Here is a 13,192-nt window from a genome sequence, read left to right as displayed (position 1 = left end):
CTTATGTAATTAAAAAAACAGTTGTTTTTGATTGTATCTGAGAATATCAGAAGGCCCAATCTGGTTAGCACTTCGGCGAGTTCCCCCATCTTTTGTCACAATCATTAATTCTTTATTGTCTATAGAAGACTGAAGTGCAGCTTTGATTTCTATTGTTGAGGCGGGCGTCAGGCTGCCGATATTGTCGGTCAGCTGTGAAAATGGCATTTGTATATTGCAATTGTCCAATAGACGGGGAATGGATTCTGACAGGCACTCAATACAGCGCTCTTTTGCTTTTGATCCAAAATCGAATACTTCTCCAAAATCAAGCGTGATTTGGCCTGCTGTTTGAGTAGCTTGGTAGCCCAGTGTAAATATACCTTCACCCAAATGATGCTCAAACCCTGCACTGGTATTAGAATGTTTCCAATGAAGGCCCATCATGACATCCCGAGCAATAAATTTTTGCGATAAATGCACCAACCAATAGCACCATCCTTTTTTAGGCTTTATAAAAAACAAAGTCATGTGGTTTGCGCCAGATCCTTTTAGAATGGCATTTGCCAACTGCTCTTGAATAGCGTGTTGCCACATACCTGCCTCCTTAAAAAGCGCCAGCCGATTCCAGTCGATATATTGTGAAAGATTGATATTTTCGAGTGCTTTTTTATTAGTCGAATTCTCTGCCAGAAAACTTTGCAGAGTGTCGAAATTAAAGGTCAAAATAACCTCGCTGGCGGTACTAGAAAAAATATTTCTAATAATGCTGAACGGAACATCTTTATAGGCATATTGATCAAGAATAAAAATAGCACGCATACCCTTATTGCGCTGTTGAATTCGCTTGATCACATCAGTAGCTACTTGATCAAATTTTTTGTTATACAGATGTATTTTTGAACCAAGTAAATGCGCAAATTCCGACAAATGTAGTTCTTGCCGCAGGAAGTCGAGATGGGGAGCATCTTTTTCAATGAAATGATACTCAGCATCAATAGAACGAGGCTTCCGTCTACCGATATTGAGTAGTGCTTCCGCCTCTTGGATTGATTTCAAGATCAGAAAAGGAGAACCATCGGTTGTCTCTTCGCGATTGAATGCGCGGTATTTTCCTCCACCAGCAAAGCCATCTACAACGGTGAGTGGCAATCGCTCAATCGTAGCATTTGCCATATACACTTCAACATAGCGCTTTAAATAATCGGCTATGATGAGATGTTTAGTTTCGCTATGTTCGTCAAGTTGCGGAAGTTCTGATCCAATTTCCCAATCATATTTTTTATTTTTATGGCTCACACGGAGTTTCCTTTTCCTATTATTTTAAATGGCAACGACTGGAATCATATCCCACACTTGGCCTTGTAATTGTCGGCCATTTGCACTTTTATTACGCTTGACGCCATCTTGCCCCCAGGAGCCCCACTGTTTGAAGAAGAAATCAATTTCATTGCGCTGACATTGATCTCGCAATTTTAGTACCCAAGATTCTTCCATCGGCCTGGCTTTAACGCCCGATTCACCGCCAACAATAACCCAGTGGATACCCTTGAGAGAAAAGCGCCCCAAATCCTCTAATAACGGCTCAATAGACAGAAACCGGGTTTTGGCTTTGATGGCTTGCAAATAGCCGATCCGAGGAATTCCGTACTTTTTATCCTCGACAGAAACACCCAGCCAAGCATTATCAGGTACCTGTCTAGTCTGGAAATAATCATTCATTCTTTCCGCGCGTTTGGTCAGAATTTGATAGGCATGCTGTGGTGTCGCACGGATAGTGTCAAATATGCGATCAATAAAATCATAAGGCACCGCCTCATGAAATAAATCGCTCATGGAGTTTACAAAATAGATGGTCGGCTTCCTGCGATGTAGAGGCTGATCCAATCGTTCATACATCAGCGTAATGGTGTCAAAGCCAAGTTCGTAACCCGGAGCTCCCATTGCCTTCAATCGCTTTGCCATTACCTCCGCGTAGCAATATTTACATCCGGGAGAAATCTTAGTGCAGCCCGTAACCGGATTCCATGTTTGTTCGGTCCATTCAATTTTACTGTTTGTAGCCATAATAGATCTCCGTGAATCACGTCAGTGTAATTGCCCGCAGCCGGATCATCAATTGGCGTGTAATGGGATATTATTCAGGCTGCGAAAGCTGACTTAAAGCATCAAAAGTTGTATTACCGTTAATTCGGTTCTAATACTCACTAGCAGGGTGACAATAGAAGCGCCAAATCGCAGACATCAAGCCCCACTCGAACCATGCATCAAACCACTTCTGCATCGCCTACGCCTCTCTTTAGTACTTCAGGCAGCTTTTAAATCCCGCGTGTATCTGATGCCCTTAATGCTTATCATTATATGAAATGCTACGACGACCTGAACCACCGAAAGAGAACCAATCACCGCTGGGATCATTTACGGAAAGAGACCATCTCGACCACAATATTGGCCAGGCACCATCAATAGATGGTGCACTTTTCAAAAAGAGCTTTCGTTGCGTAAAGCTAATCGTCTATTTCAGCTGGTGAATTTAATTCGTCGCCAGCAACCCGTCTCTGCAGCCAAACTCGCCGAACAGCTACAGGTGTCTGTGCGCTCGATATACCGTTATATCAACGACCTTTCGGTTACAGGAGTTCCTGTCTATGCGGAGCCGGGTCTTGGGTACCGTCTACAACCGGGCTTAGAGCTACCGCCATTGCATCTATCGCCTGAAGAATTAGATGCGTTACAACTCGCGGTGAGCTTTTATCGCGCGTAACCAGGCGAGAGATGGCAGGCGCGGCGCGCAGTCTTTCCGCCATAATTCTCGCCAGTCTGCCCGACGAGCGCCGCTACAACAGTTGTGCAGGCACCAAAATAGAATCATTTGATAAATGAATGCGCTTACTAAAATCGTAAGAATCTCTGCACCATAAAAAAGGCCCACACTAATTACAGTGTGAGCCAAACGAGCGAGGGGATTTTTAAACGATTAATTTACTGGGATAAACTCAATGCGATCTGCATTCCACTCCCAGGTTGAACTGGTAGAACCGGCAGAAATGATCCGCACTGTGTGAGCACCCTGACTGAGCTGAACACTGCTGCTTACTTCCAGCAAAGCAAACACATCCCAATTGTTATTGTTGGGCACGGTCTTTTTCGCTACCGACACACCATCCACCAACACTTCTATAGCACCGCCAGTTTGAGTGGTGCCGAGATAAGCATTGATACGATAGTTAGCGGTTGCAGTCACATTGATGCTGTAGTCCGCCCAGTCACCGGTTTGGTTGTAGTTAATAGCGCCTACACCCGCCGCGGTGGTGTACTTTTGGAAGCCTTGATAGCTGCCGCTAGTCGTAGCATAAGACTCCGCCTGCATTACCACCGGTGTTGCCACTGCCGCCGAACTTGAAGCGCGCGATGAAGAGGAAGGAGCAGCGACCGCCACTTGAGTGAACTCAATACGATCCGCATTCCACTCCCATGTCGATGCGGTAGTACCGGCCGAGATAATGCGCACGCTGTGTGCACCTGCAGTTAATTGCACACCAGTCGCTACTGCCAACTTGGCAAACACATCCCAATTGTTGTTATTGGCAACGGTCTTTTTCGCTACAGATACACCGTCAATCAACACCTCTATAGCACCACCGTCTTGTGTGGTGCCGAGGAAGGCATCAATACTATAGGTACCCGCACTGGTGACATTCAGGGTGTAATCGGCCCAATCGCCACGTTGGTTGTAGTTGATAGCCCCTACTCCAGCTGCCGTTGAGTATTTTTGGAAGCCTTGGTAAGTACCACCCGTCGCGGTATATGCCTCAGCTTGCAACACCAACTTCGAACCACCTGTTGCAACACTGGATGCCACACTGGATGCAACTGACGAGCTTGAGGATACAGGTATGGATGAGCGCGATGATGAACTCAATGAGACGGAAGAAGACAGTGGTGTCGATGAACGCGATGAAGATGACAACGGCATTGATGAAGGTGAAGAAGATGCCGGTGTCGATGAAGCAATTGACGATGCCCCACCAGTCGTCGCTTTCAAAATACGATAACCAATCTTATCCAGATTCCACTGATAGGCACCGCCAGCACCCACACTAAGTAAACGCAGCGTATGAGTACCCGCAGAATTAACCTGCAGACCATTGGTCACTACCGTTGTCACGTGCTGATCCCAATTGCCATTGTTGGGCAAAGATGAGCGGCCATTGGAAACACCATCCACCAGGAACTCCACACCAGCGCCATCCAAAGGTGTACCGGTTGCCAGCACCAACTGGTAAATACCCGCCTGCGCAAAGTTAATATCAAATTCCACCCAGTCACCGGTTTGGTTGTCATTGATATTGCCGGCACCGGTAGTGCTTTTCACAAAACCGCCATAGGCTCCGCCGGTGCGATTAAAAGCTTCGGCTTCGATGTAGGTCAACGTGGTATTGGAGGCAACAACTTCCACCTGGGTTTTACCGGTAAAGCCACCATCGTTACTGCGCCCGGTAATCTCGGCCACACCCAACCCAACACCTTTCACCAATCCGGTACTGCTCACAGTCGCGACTGCGGTATTGCTGGAGGTCCAAGTGACCGACTTATCGCTGGCATCAGCCGGAGTGAAACTGGTCTGGATTTGCAGGCTGTCATTTTGTGGGATCAAGGTGCTCGCGGGCGATATGGCCATCCCGGTCAACAACTTGGCTTTCACCTGAATGTTTGCCGTGCCCACTATGTTATTAGCGACTGTTTTTGCGGTAATGGTGACATTGCCTGCCTTAAGGCCAGTGACTACCCCTTGGGCATCCACCGTTGCAATGGTCGGATTAGAGCTGCTCCAGGTCACTTTACGGTTAGGCGCATGAATTGGCGTAACTGCCGCACTTAGCTGTTTGCTCGCGCCTATATAAAGAGGGTTAGGCAAACCCACCACAGAAACTGCAGCAGGCACCAACTGGCTGACAGATACCGAAGCCGTAGCAGTTAACGCACCGTCCACTGTTTTTGCGGTGATAGTGGCAGAACCTGGCTTGTTACCGGTCACCAAACCATTTTGATCAACACTGGCCACACTGGGGTTAGATGAAACCCAAGTGACGTTTTGGTTGGAGGCATTAGCCGGGCTAACACTTGGTTGAAGCGCTACCGATTGAGTTACCAACAGATTGCTGATGCTGGTTTGGCTCAGGCTCAAGCCAGTAACGGCCGTGCATGGGCTGCAAGCAGCGGGAATACTACGGGTAACTTGAGTATCCATATCCCACACCTGCACACTCACCGCCGCGACCTCACCCTGGGCAATCGTCGTTAACTGAATGTTGTTATTGCCGCTTGCACTTAAATAACTCACATCAAACGGAATCTCCAAAGTTGCCATGGAACGCCCGTTTCTTCTCGACTCATCACCGCGCCAATCGGTTTTCACCGGTACTGTATTGCCGTTAATGGTGAGCGATACGCGACTGTCGGACGAACCCGTCGCTATGCCGTTATTCATAAAGAAGGCGCCAGTCACACGCAGTTGCGCTTCACCTTTAGCCGGTTTGGGCACACCGTTCACCTGCGCATTCACACTGGCTGCCGATACGCGATAAGGGGCGTTGGCGGTCAGTGGTTCAGCCGGGTATTTCTGCTCTTTGCTATTGAGTGTTGGCGTTGGGTCATTGGTGTACTCAATATCCAAAATCACCGTTGCATCTGCACCAATGGTGATGTTTTTAGGCAGGCTGGTCAGAGTGGCATCTGCCAGAATCGGCTTACCTACGCCGTTGGCTGGATTGCTATCGTCATCAATGGCCTCATCCAGATACAAGTGGCGCATTTTGATGCTCTTGATCGCATTGCCGGTAATGCCCGCAAAGTTCATATCAACAGTGGTCGCCTGGGCTTCCAAGCTATTCAAAATGACATACATGTGTTTGCCCTTCACATAGGCATCCACTTGAATGTCGCGGTCACTGGCATAGGTATCTACACGGGTGCCGTCAACGTCACGCCACAATTCATACCATTTAATGGAAGGGTTAAAGTTCCAGGTACAGTTGGTATAAGCCGTAGGTGTTTCGGTACAAGTTGAGTAGTCACGATCCAACAGGCTCTGACCATAAGGATGGGTTTTGTCTTCATCGCCCCACTCACCCTTAACCACGATGAACGGCATAGACAAGGTGACGTAATCAGGGCGCTCCATGAATTGCATCATCATTTGCGAGAAGGGCTTTAATACTTCCCAGCGCATGCGCTGACGATCCAATTTAGTGATGTCGGTACCGGTAATATTGCCGTATTCCGACATGACCACTTCTTTACGCTGGCCGAGCATTTTCATGTCGTACCATTCGAGCAAATCCAAAACCCCTTCAGATTGGAAACCCGTACGCAAAGCGCCGGTGCGAGTAGATGCTCCGTCCCAAGAAGCCCAGTCATACAAATGGACTGAATAGAAATCCATATTTTTACCGGCGGCATCCATAAAGCCTTTCCAGATTACATCCCATTGATACCAATCCGAACTTGGGCTTGGGCCATTGAGCGACATCGTGGGCGATTTATTAAAACTGTTTACACGGATAGCATTTTTGATCGCTTCACTGCCTGCATCTGAGCCATAAAACATATTTAATAATACATCGCCACGATTGCGCGGCGAACCTGTTGCAGTCGCATCGCCCTTTTCCAAATCGTGTAGACCCCAAGTCATACCGCCGATTTTGGGCGCCTTATTGCCCAGCTTGGCGCGTACGGTATCGGCAACCACATTGTGAAATTCAAACAGTTCTTCCCAGGTAGATACATGCCCCTCGTGACTAGGCACATTCATCAACATATCGGGTTCGTTAACCACCTCCCAATACTTAGGCATAGGGATCGCAGTGGGATCATTTTCGTATTGCACAAAAAATTTATTTAAAAATTCCGCATACCATTCTGCTGCATCCTGTGCAGTGCGTGGTCGCCAAGGTGTTTCACTGGTCAAGCCACCACCAAACCAGGAGTAGGAGCTCCAGTTAGGGTAAGCAGGTCTGGGTTGCGAGCCCATAATCAATGAAGAAGTGCGCCCAAAATATTCCTGCGCATCGGCGTATTTGGTATCCAAATTTTCTTTGTATTGCGAGGAGAGAGCACTCAACTGTGCCAGATTAGGTTTGTTGGCATAGCCAAACGGAAATGGGCTGGGTGAATCGGTAGAGCGCGCCTTATCACCACCGGTTTGACTGAAATAGTACATAGACAAACCGTTATCGCGACCAAAGGTCACACCTAAATCCATCAGGTAATCGAGCTTTTCTTTTTCACCCAGGAAATCATTTTCCATTGGGCTGGCATGAATGGTAATGCGCCGCTCGCGTCCAAAATCAGAAACGCCATTGACCGAGTGTTTGATATTCAGGTTGATATCGACTTTAACGTTTTGCGCCAATGCTAAAGACGCCATGCTACTTAAAACCCCAGTAGTAATAGCGGCAATTGCAAGGCGAAGTTTATGTTGTTTAAACATAATTGCCTCTTTGATGAAATGATAATTATCGTTATTGGAAAAAGATGAACTGCGAAAATACGTATTATTGTTATTAGTAACTGGCCAAGATAAATCGATAACGATGACCCAGCCCCTGCAAATGAAACTACAGCAGAAACACGATCTTACCTTTATAAAATTCGCTTTAATGCTACTTTGTTAACATTTTACAGTTAAATATATTCAAATAAGCTAAACATGGCATCTCAATAAAGAATATCGGCAAGCGATAACAGCGTATTAGCGCTATATATGCCTTCTTTATAGAGCTCACCCTCTCATTACTTTTGTTAACAATTAATATTTGACATTAAAAACAAGTGCGCCGATTATACTTGAGCAAGGTAAGAAGCAAGCCTCTCGTATTTCACGTGATCGCGAGCTCCCCCTTACTTTCAGCTCAACATAAGACCGGTTCTGGCCTCACATGGACAGAACAACAAGTCGATAAAGACTATAAAAATGAACAACTATTAGGAGAGCGTTGTATGGCGATGTTTATGCAAGACCGCTTTAAGCTAAAGGTGCTTTCAGCCGCAGTAATAGCTGCATCCAGCTTCAATATTTACGCGCAAGATACCGGCACAATTGAAGAGGTCGTAGTAACCGGAATTAGAGGCTCACTCATTGGTGCGATGGACACCAAACGCCAGGCAAGTGGTGTAGTAGAAGCCATTAGCGCAGAAGACATAGGCAAATTCCCCGATACCAATCTCGCTGAATCTTTACAGCGTATTACCGGTGTATCCATTGACCGTACCAATAACGAAGGGAATCAAGTCACCGTGCGGGGTTTCGGCCCCAGCTTCAACTTGGTGACGTTGAATGGCCGTCAAATGCCAAACTCCTCGGCACTGGATGGCACACCCATCTCTCGCAGCTTCAACTTCCGTGAAATCGCAGCAGAAAGTGTTTCCGGTGTTGAGGTTTATAAAACAGGAAAAGCCAATATCGCTTCTGGCGGCTTGGGCGCGACCATTAACCTGAAAACCGCCAAGCCGCTGGATTTTGATGATCTGGTTGTTCATGCAAGCGTGAAAGGTGTGATTGAACCAACGGTAGAGACAGGCGATGAAGTGACGCCAGAAGTTTCAGGCATGATCAGCAACACCTTTGCCGATGGCAAATTTGGTGTGCTCGCATCTTACTCCTACGCAGAGCGCAACTTTCATGTTGATCGCATCGGCACACAAAATGGTTGGAGCCAAGGGTATCCTGGTCAACAAAATCCTGACACCAGTGCCATCAATACCGAGCGCAATCCAACCCAAACAACATGGCGAGTTCCGACTGTCGATTTAGACAATGCGAACTATGAACGCACCCGCCAAAATGGCCAGTTGGTATTGCAATTTGCGCCAACCGACAATCTGACAGCGTCAGTTGATTACACCATGTCGCGCCTTGAAGAAGACGGTGCGATGAATCGCATGAGCTTTTGGTTTGATGATGTGCAAACCGGTAAAGCGGATGAAAATGGCACCATCATTAATCCTGCTCGCCAAAATGATGAGTTGAATTTTTGGGCGTGGGAATATGGCTTCACGACTGAAAACGATTCTTACGGGGTTAACGTTGAGTGGGATGTAAATGACCAATTGTCGTTCACATTAGACGCGCATGATTCAACCTCTCACGCAAACCCAGGTGCACAACCTGCCGAAAGAATTGCCAATACAAAAAATCCATTTGGACAAGTTGATATCGCGGCTGATTTTTCCGGGAAATTACCTCAGGTTTCCTACGACGACTCACGTCTGGATGGCGGTGCTTACAACAAAGCCAATATTGTGGGCGACCTTTATCAAGAGCGCGGCCATGAATTAGAAAATAATATTCAACAGATTCAACTGCATGGTGTTTGGAAAAATACCGATTCTGGTGCATTAAGTGCAATTAATTTTGGCCTCGCACAAACCAAAAATACGGTTGATGTAAAAGATATTTACAGTGCCAATTTTGCTCTGACAGGCATGGATCTTAGTAACCTTGATCTGACCTTTGAGCCCGGTGATATAGGGTATGAGCAAGTTCCCGTGTTTAGCGCCGATCAGTTTATTGATTTGGTTTATGCGCAGAACCTGAATACACCAATGACCTCGGGCACTAACGGTGTAGAAGAAGAAGTTAATGCGCTGTATTTGTCATTTGATTTTGATTCTGAATTTAATCAAATGCCGGTGAAAGCGAATGTGGGTATTCGCTACGAAGAGACAGACGTTACCTCTTACACCATTACAAATCCTGTCATTGGGTTTAACTGGGTATCGCCGCTGGAAATGTCCAAGATTTATTCTGACACCGAGCAACCCGATGAACTCGATGGCAGTTACGATAATTTCTTGCCTAACTTTGATTTCAGTTTGGAATTGCGTGAAGATTTAATAACACGCTTCTCATTCAGTAAAACAATTGCACGCAGTAATTTTGATGCAATGTTCCCTGGAACAGATTTAGTCACTCACTTATCTACCGGCCCATTCAAAGCCAATCAGGGCAACCCTAACCTGCTCCCCTACGAATCCGAAAATCTGGATTTATCGCTGGAGTGGTACTACGCAGAAGGCAGTTATGTATCTGCAGGTTACTTCCGCAAGAAAGTCGATAACTTTATCTCGTTGGGTCAAGAAGATCGTGTAATCGAAGTTGCCGGCAATCCATTAACCAACCCTGCAGCAAATCCACGCCCTGGTTGCCCGGGTGGTACTGTCACCAATCCAATTCCTGCATGTACTTCACAACCAGGTGATCCAGCAATCATGTGGGAAGTATCTACCCCACAAAATTTGGATGATTCATTGGTAGATGGATTGGAGTTCAACGTTCAACACATGTTCGGTGATTCAGGCTTTGGTGCCATCCTTAACTACACCATGGTTGATAGCGATGATAGCTACGACGTTTATAGTCTGGAAAACGACTTGGCACTGGAAGGCTTGAGTGACTCTGCAAACGTTGTCGGTTTCTATGAGATGGACGGTTTCCAAATTCGTATCGCTTACAACTGGCGTGACAAGTTCCTCCTTGGGTCTGGAACTGAACCAACTTTCACCGCAGCCTATGATCAAATTGATATCAATGCGAGTTATGACATCAACGACAATCTGTCTGTGTTTATCGAAGGTTTGAACGTCACCGATGAAGCTACCCATCGCTATGGTCGCTGGACTAATCAAATCATTGACTATGAGCAATATGGCCCCCGTTATAACCTAGGTGTACGTGCAAAATTCTAATTGTTAGTGTTTAACACTCAATTGTGAATGCGCAAAAAAAAGGTCGCCTACTCTTGGCGACCTTTTTTTAAAACCAAAACAAACCAATAAATAATAAAAATGACGGTGCAAATATGACAACAACCATAAAATCCATTGTTATTGTTGGTGGTGGTACTGCCGGTTGGATTACGGCAGGCACGCTTGCCGCAAAAATACGCAAGCACTACAGCGAAGGTATCAATATCTGTTTAGTGGAATCACCCAAAACACCCATTATTGGTGTAGGTGAAGGAACATGGCCCACCATGCGCAACACTTTAAAAAAAATGGGCGTACGCGAAACAGATTTTATTCGTGAATGTAACGCTTCTTTTAAACAAGGTGCAAAATTTGTACATTGGTGTACAGGCCAGAAAAATGATTTTTACTATCACCCACTGGTTTTACCCCTGGGGTTTTCCGAGATTAATCTTGCGCCCCACTGGTTGGCCGACTCAAACAACCAATCTTTTTCAAACGCAGTCTGCGTACAGGAAACGCTGTGTGAAGAAGGCTTGGCACCGAAACTAATTACCACACCGGAATATGCCGCCGTTGCAAACTACGCCTACCATTTGGATGCTGGCGCATTTGCGGAATTCTTGAAAAAACACTGCACAACTAAACTCGGTGTCACCCATTTATTGGCCGATGTTATTAACGTCAATGCTGCCGACAACGGCGATATAGCCTCAATCACTACCGACACCCAAGGCGATATCGCAGGCGATTTATTTATTGACTGCAGTGGATTTATTTCACTGCTGCTTGGCAAACACTACGAAGTGCCGTTTGTATCTTGTAAAGATGTTCTTTTTATCGACACAGCCTTGGCAGTCCACCTGCCCTATGAAAATGACAATAGCCCTATCGCATCGCATACCATTTCTACCGCACAGGATTCCGGTTGGATTTGGGATATAGGCCTGCCAACCAGACGCGGCATAGGCCACGTATTTTCCAGTGCGCACACCAGTACCGAGCAAGCTGAAGAAAAGTTGCATCAGTATCTCAAGCAGCACTCATCTAAGACAGATCAACTTTCAGTGCGGAAAATTCCCATAACACCCGGGCACCGAGCAAAATTTTGGGAAAAAAATTGTGTCGCTGTGGGCTTGTCGGCGGGTTTTCTTGAGCCGCTAGAAGCATCGGCATTGGTATTGATCGAAATATCGGCCGCAATGATTGCCGATCAATTACCAGCAACACGCATAGCGATGGACATCATCGCAAAACGATTTAATGAAACTTTTTTATATCGCTGGCAACGCATCATTGATTTTTTGAAATTGCATTACACCCTTAGCAAACGCGATGACAGCGATTTTTGGCGAGAAAATAAACACCCAAATAGTATTCCAGAAAGCTTGCAAGAGTTGATGACCTTGTGGCGCTACCAATCACCTTGGCATATGGACTTTGATCGCGCAGTAGAAGTATTTCCAGCAGCCAGTTATCAATATTTGCTCTACGGCATGGGTCACACAACAGCGGCAAGCCCACAGGGAATGTCGTCACGCAACCGACAACTGGCGCAAGAATTATTCAACAAAAATACAACTCTAGCGCAACAACTAAAAAATCAACTACCCAGCAACAGAGAACTCATCAACAAAATAAAAGACTATGGTTTACAGCCCGTTTAATTCGGCTGCTCTTCATTAAAACAGCGAGCAATTATGAGCAACATGATTGAAATATTGAGTTACGCGGCACACGCTCAACTGAAAGTCATTACCGGGCATGGTGCTGAATACGGTGAAAATATTAATAACATTCCCGTTTTGATCCATGAATTAAAACACTTGGCTCTTGAGTATCCGCTATGTTTTATGAAAGACCCAGACACAGGTCAATTTAATTTGTATGCACTATTAGGCTTTGAACCTGAAGAAAATCTTTATTTAGATCAAGACCAATGGAACGCCAATTACATTCCGCTGCATATCCAACGCCAGCCATTTATGGTTGGGCACCATCACACAACTGAAAATACTGCACAATTTAGCAAAGAACGTAGCGATGGTTTTATTAGCATCAACACTCAGAGCAAACGTATTAGCCACACCCAGGGAGAGCCGCTCTTTAATAGCGACGGAACACCGAGCGCTTACTTAAATTCCATCAATGAATTACTGAGTCAATTAACACTCAGTGAAACCATGACAAAAGTATTTATTACCCAACTACTAAACCATCAATTGCTGGAAGCAGCGCGCATTAATATCGCGTTTAACGATGGCTCAAATTTTAGTTACGAAGGTATCTATACCATCAACACCGATAGATTGAATGACTTAAGTAAAAATGAAACCAACCAACTAAACCAGCAACATTTTTTAGCACCAATACAGTTCATTATCCATTCGCTAAAACAATTCCAGCGACTTATCGATTTCAAGAACAATCGTTTACAAGGCAATAAAAAATGAATCGGCTTAAC

At 45.8% G+C, this 13,192-nt stretch carries 7 protein-coding genes; 4 read left to right on the top strand and 3 right to left on the bottom strand.

Annotation, left to right across the window (positions count from 1 at the left end):
• Nucleotides 1–9 precede the first annotated feature (9 nt).
• Both O59_RS06650 and O59_RS06645 read right to left on the bottom strand, forming a co-directional pair.
• The gene (locus tag O59_RS06650) at nucleotides 10–1,278 is read right to left on the bottom strand and encodes a three-Cys-motif partner protein TcmP (protein ID WP_007640813.1); all 1,269 of its coding nucleotides are present in this window, start codon (nucleotides 1,276–1,278) and stop codon (nucleotides 10–12) included.
• Nucleotides 1,279–1,302: 24 nt separating this feature from the next.
• Complete coding sequence (locus O59_RS06645; protein WP_040391652.1) at nucleotides 1,303–2,046, bottom strand: phage Gp37/Gp68 family protein; 744 nt, start codon at nucleotides 2,044–2,046, stop codon at nucleotides 1,303–1,305.
• Between the two features lie 430 nt (nucleotides 2,047–2,476).
• Here O59_RS06645 and O59_RS21345 point away from each other — a divergent pair, with 430 nt between their 5' ends.
• A complete protein-coding gene (locus tag O59_RS21345) occupies nucleotides 2,477–2,743 on the top strand; it encodes a YafY family protein (protein ID WP_007640809.1) in 267 nt (88 codons plus the stop codon).
• Nucleotides 2,744–2,956: 213 nt separating this feature from the next.
• Here the strand turns inward: O59_RS21345 and O59_RS20945 are convergent, their stop codons facing one another.
• Nucleotides 2,957–7,471, bottom strand: a complete 4,515-nt coding sequence (locus O59_RS20945) for an Ig-like domain-containing protein (RefSeq protein WP_007640807.1) — start codon at nucleotides 7,469–7,471, stop codon at nucleotides 2,957–2,959.
• A 509-nt stretch (nucleotides 7,472–7,980) separates the two neighbouring features.
• Here O59_RS20945 and O59_RS06635 point away from each other — a divergent pair.
• From O59_RS06635 to O59_RS06625, 3 genes are all read left to right on the top strand, one after another.
• The gene (locus O59_RS06635) at nucleotides 7,981–10,728 is read left to right on the top strand and encodes a TonB-dependent receptor (protein WP_007640805.1); all 2,748 of its coding nucleotides are present in this window, start codon (nucleotides 7,981–7,983) and stop codon (nucleotides 10,726–10,728) included.
• 113 nt (nucleotides 10,729–10,841) lie between these two features.
• Nucleotides 10,842–12,395 carry a tryptophan halogenase family protein gene (locus tag O59_RS06630; protein WP_007640800.1) on the top strand — a complete coding sequence of 518 codons (1,554 nt, stop codon included), beginning with the start codon at nucleotides 10,842–10,844 and terminating at the stop codon, nucleotides 12,393–12,395.
• Nucleotides 12,396–12,428: 33 nt separating this feature from the next.
• Nucleotides 12,429–13,181, top strand: coding sequence for a SapC family protein (locus O59_RS06625; RefSeq protein WP_007640798.1), 753 nt, complete (start codon nucleotides 12,429–12,431; stop codon nucleotides 13,179–13,181).
• Nucleotides 13,182–13,192: the final 11 nt, after the last annotated feature.

The sequence above is a fragment of the Cellvibrio sp. BR genome, from assembly GCF_000263355.1.
GTDB lineage: Bacteria > Pseudomonadota > Gammaproteobacteria > Pseudomonadales > Cellvibrionaceae > Cellvibrio.
This window is presented reverse-complemented; position numbering and strand designations above follow the sequence as displayed.

Bases quoted from the DNA above. Each gene is read 5' to 3' on its own strand.
- O59_RS06645 (WP_040391652.1), bottom strand. From the start codon at position 2,046: ATGGCTACAAACAGTAAAATTGAATGGACCGAACAAACATGGAATCCG.
- O59_RS20945 (WP_007640807.1), bottom strand. From the start codon at position 7,471: ATGTTTAAACAACATAAACTTCGCCTTGCAATTGCCGCTATTACTACT.
- O59_RS06635 (WP_007640805.1), top strand. From the start codon at position 7,981: ATGGCGATGTTTATGCAAGACCGCTTTAAGCTAAAGGTGCTTTCAGCC.
- O59_RS06630 (WP_007640800.1), top strand. From the start codon at position 10,842: ATGACAACAACCATAAAATCCATTGTTATTGTTGGTGGTGGTACTGCC.
- O59_RS06625 (WP_007640798.1), top strand. From the start codon at position 12,429: ATGAGCAACATGATTGAAATATTGAGTTACGCGGCACACGCTCAACTG.